Consider the following 15,307-nt stretch of genomic DNA (forward strand, 5'->3'; position numbering starts at 1 on the left):
GCGTGTCGACCAAGCCAGGCGCGACAGCATTTACTCGTATGTCTGGGGCGAGCGAAAGGGCAAGCAAACGTGTCACATGGTTTAACGCCGCTTTCGTCGCTGCGTAAGGAATGGACGCACCTTTAGGTCGCACTCCGGCATGCGAACTCACGTTGACGACGCACCCCGCCTTTCCTCGCACCGCCGCTTCACGCAGCGCCGATTGCGCTTCGGCTACAAGGCGAAACGGCGCGACAACATTGACTTCATACAACTCGTGCCAAACGTCTGGCGAGGCAGCCATCAGATCATTATGGGGGATAACTCGACTGATGCCGGCGTTATTGACCAGAACGTCGAGTCGGCCCCAAACGCCGATTGCGTCACGGATGAGATTCACTCTCTCCGCATCGTTGGCTAGATCGGCTTGCAAGTACGCGGCGGAACCGAGGTCCCGGGCCAACGCGAGCCCGGCATCGACGGAACTGCGCGAGTGGAGAACGACAGAGAATCCATCCTTTGAAAGCCGTCGCGCGATTGCAGCACCAATCCCGGACGTCGAGCCGGTTACAAGAGCGACAGGAGCCGAGGTTTTCACAGTGGCCATGCGGTCCTCTAAAAGCCAATCGTTGGCTGGCGATTGTCGGCGATTCAAAGCCCTGTGTCGAATGGCTCAAAGTGGCGACGATGTACCAGATTTTTCGATCCAGGCCCCGAGTCAGTTGTCACCGGTCGCCCGGAGTAGAATCGCGACCGTGCCTGTGACGCGTCGACCAGCACGCTGATCTTCTCCCGAGCGCTGATCGTCGCTGCGCGCAGCGTTGTTTTGCGCACCCTTCGCGTCGCTCTCATACATCCGCGTGAACAACGGGTCCATGTGCTTGAGCGCGTCGTTCAGTCACGTGCGAATTGGGGCGCATCGGGTGATTGGCCGACGCGAAGTCATGCAGACGCGCCATCGTGAACATCGTCTCGATGTAGCCGTCGGCTCCGCGCATCGCTTCGGTCCCAGGGTTGTCCAGTTACTTGTTTCAACCTTACCGCTCCCGGACGGATGACGACGGTGTGGGATATTTCAACGGCCTGCTAAAGCAGCACATCGTCGTAGACTCGCGAGAAATTGCGCTTGTCCACCCCGGCGGTGTCGCGTCTGAACAGCCGGTTCCGCAAACCTGCGGGCTAACCGCATGCGCAAAAGGGCGATGACTTTGCCCCGTGCCGGTGCCACCGGAAGCCCCACGCAATCACGGCCCGTCTCGCCCACAGCGGTGTAGAAGACAAGAACGACCTGGACGGAGTCACTAGTTCGTCACGCACACGCATGCCTGGTTTGCCGAATCCGGCAAACCAGGCAATCTATTCGAGCGCCGTTCCGACACTCATGTTGCGTGGCCTATCCCCGGCTGTCGCCGTGGTCTGCGCGCGCTTCGTAGGTGACTTGTGTCCGTCCTTCTTACACGTCCACCGTATCCTGCCGGTCCTGCATCGCGATCGCCGCTGGCGAGGCGGTGATGGAGTGCGGCAGTTCCGTCACGACGCGCATCGCGGCCGGATCGCTGAAGCTGCTCCTGCCGGTCTCCACGTGACCGGCGGCGCGCCAGGCAAAGGCGGCGCCGTCCGATACCGTCAGGTCGTACCATTGGTGGCTGTGCCGGAGAGCCCAGACTTCCTCGACGAACCCTTCCGACGGAATCGCGAAGTGACGCGTCTGCGCGCCATACGCGTTGTCCGTGACGGACAGCCTGACGGCTTCGCGCCCTTTGTTGGCAATCCTGAGCACTACGCTGCCGTTGGTCTCGTCATACCCGACGACCACCGTCGGCCTGGCCGACTGGTGCCGCACCTTCTTGTCCTGCGCAATGGCGCCGACGAACTGGCGCACGAAGCCGTTCGGGCCGTAGACGAGGAAGTTGTACACGCCCTCCGTGCCGGACAGGTCGAAGGTATCGACCAGCGACTTGCCGGCTTCCACCGTGTAGCGCCACGGGCCGTCGCTGCGGTTGGTCGCGTAGACGTAGAAGCTCGCGCCCGCCTTGCCGGTGTTCGAGAAGCGGATCTGGAATGCGTTGTCCTGGTCGGCTTCGTGGCCGTTCACGTGCAGTTCGTAGGGCAGTGCGCGCGCGGCGCGCACGCCGGGCTCCTGGGTCTGGATCGTCGCGGGGTTCGGCGGCGAGGGCACCACGGCCTTCGGGTTCTGGCAGGACGCGTCCGACATCGCCTGGTAGCTGCTGGTGTCCGGCAGCCTGGGGACGGCCGCGTCCGGTGTGCCGAAGTCGAAGCAGCTCAGCAGGTCGCCCGACACGGCGCGGCGCCACGGGCTGATGTTCGGTTCCATCACGCCGAAACGCTGTTCGATGAAGCGGATTACCGAGGTGTGGTCGAACACCTGCGAGTTGACGTAGCCGCCCTTGGTCCACGGCGAGATCACGATCATCGGCACGCGCGGGCCCATTCCGTAAGGCAGGTTGTCGGCGGTGTAGTTGCCGCCGCGCGCGGGGTTCACGACGTTGTGGATCTCGGCGCTCACGTCCACGGTCGAGAGCCCCTGGGCGCGACTGGTCGGCGGCTGGGGCGGGGCGATGTGGTCGAAGAAGCCGTCGTTCTCGTCGTACATCAGGAAGAAGACGGTTTTGCTCCACACCTCCGGATTGGCCGTCAGCGCGTCGAGAATCTGGGCGATGTAGGTCGCACCGTAGGCCGGCGTGTAGCTCGGGTGCTCCGAGTAGATTGCCGGCGGGCACAGCCACGAGACCTGCGGCAACTGGTTGGCCAGCACGTCGTTCTTCAGGTCGGCCAGCGTGCGCACCGCGTTGCCGCGCGTTTGCAGCGCGGAGCCGGCCGGCGCGTTGATGAAGTTGGCGAAGTTCGGCAATACGTTCGTGCCGTAGTTGCCGTTCACCGGATCGTTGCCGTTGACGCCCTGCTGGTAGATCTGCCACGAGATGCCGGCGGCCTGCAGGCGCTCCGGATAGGTGGTCCACGTCAGCAGATCCCACTTGGGCGGCAGGTCGTTATCGACTGCGTCGTTGTTGTCGAGCAGGGGGCCGCCCTGTTTGCCGGTGGGGTCCACCATGCCGGTCATGAGGTACATGCGGTTCGGATGCGTCGGCCCCGGCATCGAGCAGAAGTAGTTGTCGCAGATCGTGAATGCGTCGGCCAGCGCGTAGTGGAACGGGATGTCCTCGCGCACGTGATAGCCCATCGTCAGGTCGGACTTGTTGGCCGGCCAGGCGTCCATGCGGCCGTTGTTGATCGCGTAATGGGTCGGGTACCAGCTGTGGTCGAGGTCGCCCAGGCATTCGCTGATCTTGTTGACGTCATAGCGGAACGGCAGCACCGGCGTCTGCGGATTCTCCCTGGACGGCTGGAACCAGACCGGCTGGCCGCTCGCCAGCGGGATCGGGAAGCGGTCGTTGTAGCCGCGCACGCCGCACAGATGCCCGAAATAATGGTCGAACGAGCGGTTTTCCTGCATCAGCACCACGATGTGCTGGATGTCGTGGCACGAGCCGGTGCCGGAGGCGGCCGGAATGGCCAGGGCCTTGCGGATTGCGTCCGGGAACATCGTCACGGCGGCGGCTGCGCCGGCCGTCGAGGCGGCGGTTCGCAGGAAACGTCGTCGGTTATACGTAGACATGGTTGAGCCTCTCGTCAGCGATAGGGTGGTGCGTGGGTGGGCGGCTTGCTATGACGACTGCTAAAAACGGCCGGTCAATTGCTTTCATCCGCCGCGGGTTCGGGCGGGTAATGAACGACCGGGGTGGATTGCTCGGCCGCCGCCCACGGTGCACCATCGGGGCTGCGTCCAACCGCTTGCGCCAACGGCGGGCCGGCGCGCGGCGGATCGACGGTTTCGGTCACGCCGGCCGACATCGAGATGGCCGGCGAGGGCGGATCGATCGTGGACGGCACGGGCGTTCCGGGCGCGGGGATCTCTGCCGAGGGAGCGCCGCCGAAGCGGGTGGCGCCTGCTACCTGACGGACCGCGTTGCGGGCTGGTTGCAGCGAGCGCGCCGCGACATCCGGCTGGACCGCGGCCGCCTCGGGCGGCTGGGTTTTGTCGCAAGCGTTCAGCATCAACGCGACTGCTAGCACGCCCAGTATCGTGGATACTTTCATTTTGCCGACCTGTCACGATGCCTGAATTAAAGACGGACATATCTTGAATCACAGTTGGTGTCATATTTGTGAATGAAGCGGTGCGCAATTCGCCGAATCAATTCCGTCTTTTATTGTGAATGAAATATTAAGATGAGACGGCCGATGAGATTTTTTGAGGATTCCAGCCGAACGGGTGGGGATTGTGGGAGGTTTGGAGTGGGTGAGTTGTGTGTTTTTTATCAGGTCTTAAAATAACGTGGCTAAATTATTTGATGGAATTTCCTGGTGGAAGTGGTACGGCGATTTAGCGATTCAATCGCACGGCAAGGAGAATGAGTGTGATGAGGGAATTCAAGTGGCAGAAGATACTCTGTTAGACCTCCGTCGCCTCCCCACGCATCCGTTCCCTTCCGATCAATCCACTCACCTCCCTCACTGTGACGCCCGGGCGATCCTGTAGTTTCAAAAATACCTCGCGTCCGAAGTACGGTTTGCAATTGTATTCGTGTGGCCACCCATTCATCGAGAAGATTGGATATTCGTGGTATTCGGTGAAGTCGCTCCTTACAGAAGCTCACACCAAAGTCTATGATCCACGCTTTGGGGATCGAAAATTTCACTGGTGCGACAACGACATACCGGGATGTGTCAATTCGCTTGTACTTCATTGCGCACTCGGTGGATGGAATCAATGGTGGACCACCAAACTCTAGCGCAAGCTCGTACGAATCGCCGCACTTGAAATCGTTATGGTTTCCATTTTGAATAACCACGCATTGAGGCTAACCGTCAATTCATTCATGTCAAGATAGCGATCAAGAGGGAAGCCTGATTTGCATCTCAGGGATGCTCGTGAACTTTCGCGTAGTCCTCCTCGTATGTGACAGGGTCTGCAAACACCTCATCCCGCTGTGCAATCAAGAAGCTCGCTTGATTTTGTAGCGATGGCTTTCCGTAATCGACGCCATCGCGAAGCGCAAAGGCCTCCATGAGCTGGCCGACTTCATAACCCCGACGCCGTTTATCTAGGACCGGTGGTACGGCGAAAAGCCCGAAATCAGGTGCAAAGGCGGACGGGCGGTTCGACCGGGCCGACTTCATCTACATTGCACGCGATGACGAATACCTGTGTCCAGCGGGTCAATGGGCTATATACCGATACACCTCCTTCGAAAGCGCTAACCTGCTGGAGCAGAGAACATACTGGAGTAGCGCTTGCCCGAAGTGCCCGATGAAAAGCCAGTGCACGCCTGCTGATTACCATCGTATTCGACGATGGAAACATGAAGCGGTGCTTGAGGCAATGCAGTCCAGGCTGGATCGTCAGCTAGACGCCATGACGATACGACGCCGGACAGTTGAGCATGTGTTCGGCACACTCAAGCACTGGATGGGTTCGACGCACTTCCAGACGCGCGGACTTAACCATGTCGCCGCCGAAATGAGCTTGCATGTGCTGGCCTACAACCTCAAACGCGTGATCAGGATTCTCGGGTTCGCAAAGACGATGCGTGCAATGAAGCTGGCCGGCGCGTGAACTCGCGTGCCGACGCTGTCGCCAATAAAACACGATCACGTCATCCGCCTGCGGCTGGTCTAACGCAACTGCGCTCCCCCGGGCGTCACCGGTCGGCCGTTCCGCATGTTTTTACACAGCCTCGGCCGTCAACGGGCCGAAGCCCGTTCGCCAAATATATCACGTCGTGATATATTTGGAGGTGGCCGATCTACCTCGGTGCGCTCACGTCGTTGGTTTCGAAACGAAAGCGCAACGTGATAGGCGCCTCGCGAACTGCTTTCTGGTCCACCTGCCTTGTATGGAGGGATGTCGTGAGCAAGACGAGAACGTTCGATATCTATCGCTACAACCCGGATCAGGACGCCGCTCCTCGTATGCAGCGTATTGAGATCGAGACGGTGCCGGGCGACCGGATGCTGCTCGATGTCCTGGTCCGGCTCAAGTCGCTCGACGAGACGCTCAGTTTCCGCCGCTCGTGCCGTGAAGGCGTGTGCGGCTCGGATGCGATGAACATCAACGGCAAGAACGGTCTGGCCTGCACGACAAATCTCAACGATCTTTCCCACCACACGGTCCTGCGCCCGTTGCCTGGGTTCCCCGTCGTGCGCGACCTGATCGTGGACATGACCGCGTTTTTCAAGCAGTACCACTCGATCAGGCCTTACCTGATCAACGACACCCCCCCGCCTGAGCGGGAACGACACCAGACGCCCGAGGAGCGTGATCAGCTCGACGGCCTCTACGAGTGCATTCTGTGCGCATGCTGTTCCAGCGCATGTCCTTCCTACTGGTGGAACCCGGACAAATATGTCGGCCCAGCCGGCCTTCTGCAGGCCTATCGCTTTCTGGTGGATTCCCGCGACGAGGGGACGGGCGAGCGACTCGACAATCTGGAAGATCCATATCGCCTCTTCCGGTGCCGGACGATACTGAACTGCACGGACGTCTGCCCCAAAGGTCTCAACCCGGCGAAGGCAATCGGCGAAATCCGCACCATGCTCGCACGACGAGTGATCTGAACCATACCCGGCAGCAGGGGAGAGTGCTATGGCAATGAGACATGCATCGCAAGGTGAACTGATCGATGTCCGTCCGTTGGATAAGGCGCTGTCGAATTCGCCGTCCGTCACGCTCATGCGTTCGGATCACCTCGAAGTGGTCCGCCTGGTCCTTCCTGCCGGCAAGCACATTCCCGAACATCGCGCACCTGGCGAGATCATCGTGCAGTGTCTGGAGGGCGCGGTCAGGTTCGGTATGGCGTCGGGGACAAAACTGATGCGCGCGGGCGACATGTTGTTTCTCGCTGGTGATGAACCGCACTGGCTCGAGGCCGAGGAGAGTGCCTCGCTACTCGTGACGCTCTATCTTCCGCCTGGCCACGGGGCGCGCGCAGACAAATAATCAACGGCTACGAGCAGCCGGTAACCGCAGGCTTTGAAGGGAGTTCGAAATGAACGAGCACGCGCGTATCGAATTTCTCGTCGCCCGCGACGGATTGCCGGAGGCTGTCCAATGGGTGCGCCGCACGATGTCGATCTACCGCCGCGCGGTTCTGACGAAGGGGCACTTCGCACATTGCCCACCGTACCGTCAGCGATTCATTGCCGCGTATCTGGATTTCAGGAAATGGTTGCGAACCGCCCCGACCGTGTGAGCGATGGGGCGCCGACTTCGCATTTGTGACGTTGGACACAAACGGACTCGCATCACCGGTCAGCGAGCACCGGTTAGTCCTCCCTTCGCGAGAGGTGAATGATGGGCGATTCGATGTATCCCCTGCCGGACGCGGAGATCGCCGCGCGGCGCAAAGAACTCGCGCCCGCGACGCTGGCCGCTTTCAAGGCATTTAGCGAAGCCGTCTTCGCGGAAGGCGCGTTATCGGCCAAGACGAAGCAGCTCATTTCGGTAGCCGTGGCCCACGTCACGCAATGCCCGTACTGCATACGCGGCCACACCCGGGAAGCCATGAAGGCCGGCGCCACCGAAAGCGAGATCATGGAGGCTATCTGGCTGGCCGCCGAGATGCGTGCCGGCGCCGCCTATGCCCACTCGACACTCGCGCTCAACGTGATGAGACAGCAGGCAGAGCGGAAGGGAGTTGAAAATGGCGAGCATCGTTGACAGACTGATCGCGGAACACCGACGGCTCGATCGATTGGTCGATCTTCTCGACAGCAGATCAATTTCCACCGAATCCGCGGCAGAGTCGAACGCCGCCCTCCTGGTGGATGCGCTCTATTACCTGACGCGGTTTCCGGACGTCGACCACCATGCGCTGGAAGACCGCATCATCGAAAGGCTGATCGGGAAGCAAGCGTTGGGCGTCGAACTGGGGAGCGAGTTGTCGAACCAGCATGCAACGCTTGCACGATTGGGCCACGAGTTGATTCAGGACCTTGAATCGATGCTTCGTGACGAAAACATGTCGCGCGCGCTGCTGCAGTCCCATGTTCGCCTTTATGCAGAACGCCTTCGGCACAACATGGCGCTCGAGGAATTGACGCTGTTTCCGGTCGCCGTGCGCCATCTCGACGACGCAGACTGGTCGCTCATCGAGCAGACGGTTCCCGGCCAATCCGTGGATCCGCTCTTTCAAGAGCCGGTGCAGGAGCGGTTCGCACAACTCCACCGCATCATCGCCACCGAGGCGGCATGCGGCTGCGAGGGCATCGATCTTTCTCGCGACTGACACACGGCGACTCGCCGACGCAGAAATAAACTGTCATGGATTTCGTAGCGAACTTCGGGATGCACGGCGGTGGCACATTCCACGCTTCTTCGCAAATTGCACGCGAGCAGTGAACGAGGCCGGATACGCTGATTAGTCCGCTCGCAACGGTTACAGCGGCCACCCTTCCGAACAACGAATCCTTTACCAAACAAAAACGAGGTCATCACGCTTCTTCGTCGGGGCATGGCTAGGCTGTAAAGCCATCAAATCGTCGTAACCCTGCGACGATCCATCGGCCGGAGCGGTGCATGAACGAAGCAAGTGTGGGCTGTACGCAGGCATTAGATGCGGATGCATGCTCTGCCCGTGCGGCATGGGCCGGCATGCAAATGGCCTGTGGGCCTGCACTCAGGCGTACCTTTCCATTGGCCGTTGATGGCCATCTGCCGTTTGTACCGCCTGCGCGGGACCAGTCAACGGCAAGTGCAGCGAGGATCCGACTGGAACTGGCCCGTGCGCGGCATATGCTGGTTCGGCTGGATGCCGCGGAAGCCCTCGTAGTTCTGCAGCGTGTTGAACGACAGATTGCGCTGGTACCGGGGCAAGACGTGCTGGCGCTGTTCAGCGAGGTCGCGGCCATGCGCGCCGCGTCACTTGTACTGCAGGACGATGTGACCGCGGCGCTTGCTGCCGCCCTGTCTGCGTTGCGGCTCCACGCTCATTCGCCGGCAGCGCACGTCGCGCGATCCGTGTGTCGATACGTGTACTGGCACCTCGGCGATATGACGCAGCTAGAGGCACCGACATCCGGTGAGACTGGCGAGTACCCCGACCGGTTGCGCGCAGCGACCGCGGTATTCGATTGTTCAGTCGACGCAATGACCGAGCTGCGGCAATTGCATCTGAATTCAGCCCAGGCATTGGCCGAGCATGCCCTCAACATGGCGCAATACATCGGTGACGTATCGCCGTCAATCGATGTGTTGCCGGCGAGCATAATCGGACAGGTGCTCTTTGAGCGGGGGCGCCTGGAGGAAGCCCATGCACTGATCGCGCCTCGCCTGCCTCATCTGCGCCGCGCAGGCATGGTCGAGGGTGTGCTCCGTTGCTACAGCCTCCTCGCGCGCATCGCTGCGGCGCGCGGACAAACAGGCCATGCACTAGCCTTGCTCATTGAAGCCGAGGAACTTGCGATCAAATCCCGCTGGCCGCGCCTGCGCGCCGCTAGCCTTGCACAACAGGTGGCAATCCATCTCGGGATGGGATCAGCTGCCGAAGCAACGGGTTGCGCGCGACGGCTGGAGGCGCAGATCGCAGCATGTGTGCCGCAGGGTGGTATGCCGAGCTTCGAAATGGCACGTTACCTTGCAATCACTCAGGCGCGTCTGGCGCTTGCGCGGCCGAGTGGCACGTTCGGTGTTCAGCAGCTTCAGAATGTCTACCGCGATTGCGTATCGCGGCACGATTACATCAGTGCGGTCGAGGTCGCGCTTCTACTGGTGGAAATGCAATTGCAGCAGCAGCGGCAAGACGAGGCTTTCGAATTGCTCGCTACGCTCATGCTCTACGCCGTTGCAGCAGGGCTGCTGCAAACGTTCGTGGACTGCGGCGATAGCGTAGGTGAACTGATCGAGAAGCTCGGACGAGGGGAGATGCCGCTGCCGCTAACCGACGCTCACAGCCTGCGTGCCTACGCAAGCCTGATCGATGCGCGACGCAAGCGCGCGAGGCACCTGTCGCAACCGTGCGGAGGCGTAGACGCGAATTCGAACGCTCACCGGGGATTGAGCGCGGCTACGGGTCTCAGCAACCGCGAACGTGTGATCGTTGGACTTATGGGGCAAGGGATGACGAATAAACAGATTGCGATGCATTTACGCATCGCGCCTGAAACCGTCAAGTCCCATGCGAAGCATCTCTATACGAAGCTCTCAGTGAAAAACCGCGCGGAGGCGGTGACTGTGGCTGCTCGACTCGAGCTGCCACGGTTTTCGGAGAAAGAGGCTGCGGACCGTGTTACCAGAGCGCACGTCGGCAGCCTGTGATGCGCGCGATACGGCCAGACTCGAAATTAAATCATGTAAAGGAAAGAAGTATGGACATCGCAAATTGGCAAGAAACTTATGACGGTGGATCGCCGGAGGCGGAAGAGGCCATATTTCTTCAATTGGCCGGGCAGATGCTCGATATCCAGGAAGCCAACCGGAAAGCATCCGGGCGCGAGCACGCAGACCGTACGCTACACGCCAAGATGATCGCAGGCGTGACGGACGCGGTGTTGACGGTCGACGCGGCGTTGCCCGAGGAATTCCGGGTGGGACACTTCGGTCCGGGTGCAACGTTGCGCGCGGCCGTCCGGTTTTCGAATGCGAGTCCGTTCGCACAACCTGACAACAGTCCGGACATGCGTGGCGCCGCAATCAAAATCTGGGCCGACTCTCGAGTGTTGCAGCCGCAGCAGGGCGAGCCCGAATCGCAACACGTGCACGATCTTCTCATGACAAACTATCCCGTTTCGCACGCGCGAAACGCGAAGCAATTTGTCGACTTCGCCGTCCTTGCCCAGGGGCCGCGCGATAGGTTTGCAGAGCGCCTCGTGCAGAGGTTCGGCGAGAGCGAGGCCCGACGCATGCTGGACAATGTGCGACACGGCGCCCGAATTCCTGAAAGTCTCGCCCTGGAGCGCTTCTGGAGTCGGGGAGCAATACTTTGGGGTTCTGTGCCGGTGCGCTTCGAATTGTGTCCAGCACACGGCGCTTCGGCGCTCGCGAAAAAATTCGATGGCGAGAATGCGCTGCGTGATGAACTTGCGCAACGGTTGAGCAAGGGCGATGTGGTATTTCGTCTCGCGCTGCAGCGGTTCGTTGACGAAGTACGTACGCCCATCGAGGATGCCGCCGTACCGTGGCAGGAGGCTGACTCTGCACCGATCGATATCGCCACGTTGACGATATCGCGTCGGTCGCTCGACAGTGAGGAGGGCAGACGCCAGGCACAAGCCGTCGCTGATATGGCTTTCAATCCCTGGAACGCGCCAGCGCCGTTCCGTCCGCTGGGCAACCTGAATCGCGTGCGCAGACTGGTATATGGCGCGAGTGCGCGACGATGGCAGGGCCGCCCGTGAGCCTTGTCTGGAGAGACCGGGGGCGAAGGTCTTAATGAAGTACGTTTGCGGGGCGCACGACCCTATCGGCGTCGTCTCGCAGATACGTCACAATCACCGTCAGGCGAGCAGCCTGGAAGTCGTGTGCGCAAGGCGGGAGCCCGTCTACCGTCAAAGAGTGGGCCTTATACGTATCCTCCCTCGCCCACGCGTCAGGCGGCTCATCCGGAATCTGTTCCAGCAGCGCGGCGATTTCCCGCAGCGTCAGACGGCCTGGAACATGCGCGCCGGACGTTGACATAACGACGGTGTCGGCCCGTGCCGGCACGATAAGTCGATCCGGCCCGCTCGATACGATATCGGCAATGAACCGATACCCTCGGCTACGATGCGTCTCGATGAACCTGGGTTGCCTCGCATCGTCTTCCAGAACGGAGCGAATCGACCTGACGTGCGTTTTGATGACTTCTGGCTGCACCCACTGATTGGGCCACAATGCAGTCAACAGGCCTTCGTGAGTCACCAGCCGCCCGGCATTCTGTATCAGGAATTCGAGCATGTCGAAGGCTCGCGGAGCCAATGTCAGTCTGTGCATGGTACCCGTCGCGGTGGACTTCCAGAGGCATTTGTTGTCGGAGTCCAGCTGGAAAGGAGGAAAAGAGATCATTCGACGCTCCGTGTAAGCTCTTGACTCGGTGATCGACGTGCTTAATGCAAGCTCGCAGGCACCATCCAGGTGCGTTGTGAATTCCCTAATCATGGAAAAAAATATTAGTTTCACTGCTGCGATCTGCCTATCAGCAACCTGCCTGTCAGCCGTGGAAAATTCCCTTAAATATGGGGTAGGGCGATTCCTACCCAGGCAAACGGTCCGCGCCAGTCTCAGTGGTCGGAGTGCCGCCTCGCACAGTGCGACGATGCCCGCGTCGACGTCGAAGCCCCAGATTTCCGAACGGCGTGTGAGATGACATGAAGCGCCTGTGTACTCGACGTGCAGCAGCGGGTGTAGTCGCGGCACTGGTCGTTCTTGGTGTCGCGGTGGGGTATACCGTCTCGCACTACCGGCACAACGAATCGCATCTCGACCTCTTGACGTGGTGGTCGTCGCCCTCCGAGTCGGCCGCGTTGAGCCACGTCGTGGCCGCCTTCAACGCAGCGGGCGGACGACTGACAGTGCAGATTGCACCCGGCGCGCTCGCCGCCGAGCAAACGACCATTCGGTCGATGCGCGACGGCCATTCACCCGATGTTGCGCAATTTAATATCTCCCGGCAATTCGACCAGCTCGTCGAAGACGGACAATTGCGACGGCTTGATTCCGTGTCGAGCAGGAACAACTGGGCGAATGTTTTTCCCGCCTACGTGCAAAGCATCATCCGGCGCAACGGACACTTCTATGCGGTGCCGCTGGGCATCCACAATTACAGCGCGATTTTTTTCTCGTGGACGGTTTTCAGGAAAAGCGGAGTGGATTCCCCGCCTGGCAATATCGACGAGTTGATCGCGGACTTGCGCAAAGCACGAGACCATGGTTTCGTCCCGGTGGCCATAGGCCCGCAAGACTGGGAAGTCAAGATAATCTTCGATAGCTTGCTGCTTGGCGTGGCGGGCAAGGAGCGGTTCCTGCGGCTATACCGGGATCATGACGTGGCGCTGGCGGCTTCGCCCGAACTCACTCGCGTCCTGACTTACCTGGGCGAAATCAGAGACCTCGCCGAACCTTCACTGCAAGCGTCCACGTGGAGCGATGCAACGCGACAGGTCATCTCGAATCACGCGGCTGTGCAGTTCATGGGGGACTGGGCTGAAGGCGAGTTCATTGCGAAAAGCCTATCTGCCGGAAAAGACTTTGGATGCCTGCCCGGAATCGGCACCGGGCCGGAGCAGACGGCGATGATCGGCGGCGACGTATGGGTGTTTCCGAAGACAGATGAGCCGGCAAAGATAAAGGCGCAGAACCTGCTGGCCGAGGTAGCGACCGACCCAACGGTGCAGATCGACTTCTCTCGCGAGAAGGGTTCGATTCCGGCACGTCTGGATGTCGATACCGACAGGTTGAACGTTTGTCAGCAGCGCTTCGCGGCGCTGGTGAGGCATGACGATGTCGTGCCGAACGCGGACATGTTTCTGTCGCCGGACGAAAGCCACGCGATACGCGTGGTGCTGATGCGCTTCTGGCGTCATCAACTGGACGTCGCGGGTACACAGAAGGCGTTGCAGAATGTTCTGTGACCTTGCATTTGCAGCGGCACCGGCTCGAAACGCGATGTCGCGCATCGCCGGCAGCCCCCTTCTTGCAGGCGACTAAATGTCCAAAAACTATCCGCAAGGTTATCTGGTCGTACTTTTCGTCGCGCTTTTTTGTGTTTGCCTGCTCGGTATTGAAGGGTGGCGCAACTGGGCGGTTCGACTTGAAGAGTTGCGCTCGATGCACGACCGCGGAGAGGAACTGGCGAAGCTTGCAGCGCAACACGCTGACGGCGTGTTCCTGCAGGCACAACTCGTTCTTGCGTCGGTGGCCGACGCAACGCTTCATTCGACCAGCCGCAGCGATCGCACGCTCGAATCCACCATTTCGGCCATTAAGCGGCGTATGCCTGGCATCGATTCCGTTGCCGTGGCCGACACCGAAAAAAATTCCATTACAGTAGATGGCGATTCGATCGCCCTTTATAACAATGTGACGCCACCAAAATCGGCATTGGATCTGTCGGCAGGATTCGAATGTGAAAAGCCGTGCATTCGCCGCCCTATGGTGAGCCCATGGACCGGAAAGCTGGTGATCCCCATGATGCGGCGTATCCCCGCCACGGGCTCGGGTTCGCACAGGGTCGCACTCGTGACCATCGACATCGAGCTATTCAAGACGTTTTATCGATCGTTGTCGATTGGTCAGGAAGACAGGATCTTTCTCAACTCCGAAGACGATTACACGTTTCTCTCCAGACCGTCGAATAACGCGTTGAGCGGACGTCCAATCGGTAACCGGCAGGTGTTCGCATCGTATCGATCCGACGGCCCAGTCGGCAGCATTCTTGTCCAATCGACAGCGGACGGTGTGCACCGGCTCTACAGCTACCGCAGGTTGGCCAATTTTCCCGTGTTTGTCATGGTCGGGATATCGAGGGACGATCTGCTGGCGCGATGGTGGCGCGACGTCGCATGGAACCTGGGCGCAACGGCGGCTTTAGTGTTCGCGGTCGCACTGGTCGCCCTTCATTTCGTGCGCCAATCCAGACTGCGTGCGAGTGCGGAGGAGCGCACCGAGGAGGCATTGGCGCTGAGTGGCCGGATCAGCGGTGTGTCGGCCTACCTCGAATCCGCGCGCGAGGAAGAGCGCAAGCGAATCGCGCTCGAAGTTCACGACCAATTGGGTCAATCACTCACGGCGCTCAAGATCGAAGCTTTTCTGCTGAAACGTCCCGGCATTACGCCCGCCGATGCGACACGAAGCGCGGACGAGATGCTCGACATGATCGACGGGACGATTGCCACTGTGCGAAACGTTTCGAACGCGCTGCGTCCGGTCGCTCTGGACTACGGAATCGTGGCGGCGCTCAAATGGCTGACGACCGATTTTACGACGCGCAACCGCATTGCCTGTGCATTTCAGCATTGCGGTGAAGTACCGTTGCTGGACGAAATGGTGGCCACGGCGATATTCCGGCTGGCACAGGGCGCGCTGACCAATATCATTCGTCATGCCCATGCACGGTCGGTCAGGGTGTATTGGTCAAACGAGGATGGTACGTTGAGCATGTCGATCATCGACGACGGATGTGGATTCGATGTCGATGCCTCGCTGGAAGCTCAGTCATACGGCTTACTCAGCATGCGGGAACGCGCGCGCATGTGTGGCGGGAGTCTGTCGATCAAAAGCGCACCCGGTTTTGGCACAACCGTGAGCTTAATTATTCCTTCAGGAGCCTTTTAA

13 protein-coding genes and 2 pseudogenes are annotated in these 15,307 nt (G+C 60.1%); 10 read left to right on the forward strand and 5 right to left on the reverse strand.

Annotated features, from left to right (window positions below; genetic code table 11):
• The 4 genes and pseudogenes from PXJ20_RS12850 to PXJ20_RS12865 form a co-directional block, all read right to left on the reverse strand.
• On the reverse strand, positions 1 to 586 hold a 586-nt coding region (locus PXJ20_RS12850; protein ID WP_421057422.1), incomplete at its 3' end, for an SDR family NAD(P)-dependent oxidoreductase.
• 207 nt (positions 587 to 793) lie between these two features.
• Positions 794 to 977, reverse strand: a pseudogene (locus tag PXJ20_RS12855) (IS5/IS1182 family transposase); the annotation flags it as partial.
• Positions 978 to 1,432: 455 nt separating this feature from the next.
• Positions 1,433 to 3,616, reverse strand: a complete 2,184-nt coding sequence (locus PXJ20_RS12860; protein WP_421032138.1) for a phosphocholine-specific phospholipase C — start codon at positions 3,614 to 3,616, stop codon at positions 1,433 to 1,435.
• A gap of 74 nt (positions 3,617 to 3,690) precedes the next feature.
• A complete protein-coding gene (locus PXJ20_RS12865) occupies positions 3,691 to 4,098 on the reverse strand; it encodes a hypothetical protein (protein WP_421032139.1) in 408 nt (135 codons plus the stop codon).
• Positions 4,099 to 5,095: 997 nt separating this feature from the next.
• On the opposite strand from PXJ20_RS12865, the pseudogene PXJ20_RS12870 reads away from it, so the two are divergent.
• From PXJ20_RS12870 to PXJ20_RS12905, 8 genes and pseudogenes are all read left to right on the forward strand, one after another.
• Positions 5,096 to 5,617, forward strand: a pseudogene (locus tag PXJ20_RS12870) (transposase); the annotation flags it as partial.
• Positions 5,618 to 5,910: 293 nt separating this feature from the next.
• Positions 5,911 to 6,618, forward strand: a complete 708-nt coding sequence (locus tag PXJ20_RS12875) for a succinate dehydrogenase iron-sulfur subunit (RefSeq protein ID WP_421032140.1) — start codon at positions 5,911 to 5,913, stop codon at positions 6,616 to 6,618.
• Positions 6,619 to 6,646: 28 nt separating this feature from the next.
• Positions 6,647 to 7,000, forward strand: a complete 354-nt coding sequence (locus tag PXJ20_RS12880; RefSeq protein ID WP_421032141.1) for a cupin domain-containing protein — start codon at positions 6,647 to 6,649, stop codon at positions 6,998 to 7,000.
• A 49-nt stretch (positions 7,001 to 7,049) separates the two neighbouring features.
• Positions 7,050 to 7,253 carry a hypothetical protein gene (locus PXJ20_RS12885; protein WP_126877236.1) on the forward strand — a complete coding sequence of 68 codons (204 nt, stop codon included), beginning with the start codon at positions 7,050 to 7,052 and terminating at the stop codon, positions 7,251 to 7,253.
• A 98-nt stretch (positions 7,254 to 7,351) separates the two neighbouring features.
• Positions 7,352 to 7,720 carry a carboxymuconolactone decarboxylase family protein gene (locus PXJ20_RS12890; protein WP_421032142.1) on the forward strand — a complete coding sequence of 123 codons (369 nt, stop codon included), beginning with the start codon at positions 7,352 to 7,354 and terminating at the stop codon, positions 7,718 to 7,720.
• Entirely contained in the window at positions 7,704 to 8,288 is a 585-nt protein-coding gene (locus PXJ20_RS12895; RefSeq protein WP_421032143.1) for a hemerythrin domain-containing protein, read from the forward strand. The genes PXJ20_RS12890 and PXJ20_RS12895 overlap by 17 nt, the downstream gene beginning before the upstream one ends.
• Before the next feature lie 290 nt (positions 8,289 to 8,578).
• Positions 8,579 to 10,315 (forward strand): LuxR C-terminal-related transcriptional regulator, encoded by a 1,737-nt coding sequence (locus tag PXJ20_RS12900; protein ID WP_421032144.1) that lies wholly within the window; start codon positions 8,579 to 8,581, stop codon positions 10,313 to 10,315.
• Between the two features lie 50 nt (positions 10,316 to 10,365).
• Positions 10,366 to 11,394 carry a hypothetical protein gene (locus PXJ20_RS12905; RefSeq protein WP_421032145.1) on the forward strand — a complete coding sequence of 343 codons (1,029 nt, stop codon included), beginning with the start codon at positions 10,366 to 10,368 and terminating at the stop codon, positions 11,392 to 11,394.
• A 31-nt stretch (positions 11,395 to 11,425) separates the two neighbouring features.
• Here the strand turns inward: PXJ20_RS12905 and PXJ20_RS12910 are convergent, their stop codons facing one another.
• Positions 11,426 to 12,040 (reverse strand): winged helix-turn-helix domain-containing protein, encoded by a 615-nt coding sequence (locus PXJ20_RS12910; RefSeq protein ID WP_421032146.1) that lies wholly within the window; start codon positions 12,038 to 12,040, stop codon positions 11,426 to 11,428.
• 302 nt (positions 12,041 to 12,342) lie between these two features.
• Between PXJ20_RS12910 and PXJ20_RS12915 the strand changes: the two genes are divergently transcribed.
• Together PXJ20_RS12915 and PXJ20_RS12920 are read left to right on the forward strand one after the other, a co-directional pair.
• Entirely contained in the window at positions 12,343 to 13,605 is a 1,263-nt protein-coding gene (locus PXJ20_RS12915) for an ABC transporter substrate-binding protein (RefSeq protein ID WP_421032147.1), read from the forward strand.
• Positions 13,606 to 13,681: 76 nt separating this feature from the next.
• Positions 13,682 to 15,307 (forward strand): histidine kinase, encoded by a 1,626-nt coding sequence (locus tag PXJ20_RS12920; RefSeq protein ID WP_421032148.1) that lies wholly within the window; start codon positions 13,682 to 13,684, stop codon positions 15,305 to 15,307.

This window comes from Paraburkholderia sp. A1RI_3L (assembly GCF_048957895.1).
Lineage (GTDB): Bacteria > Pseudomonadota > Gammaproteobacteria > Burkholderiales > Burkholderiaceae > Paraburkholderia > Paraburkholderia kururiensis.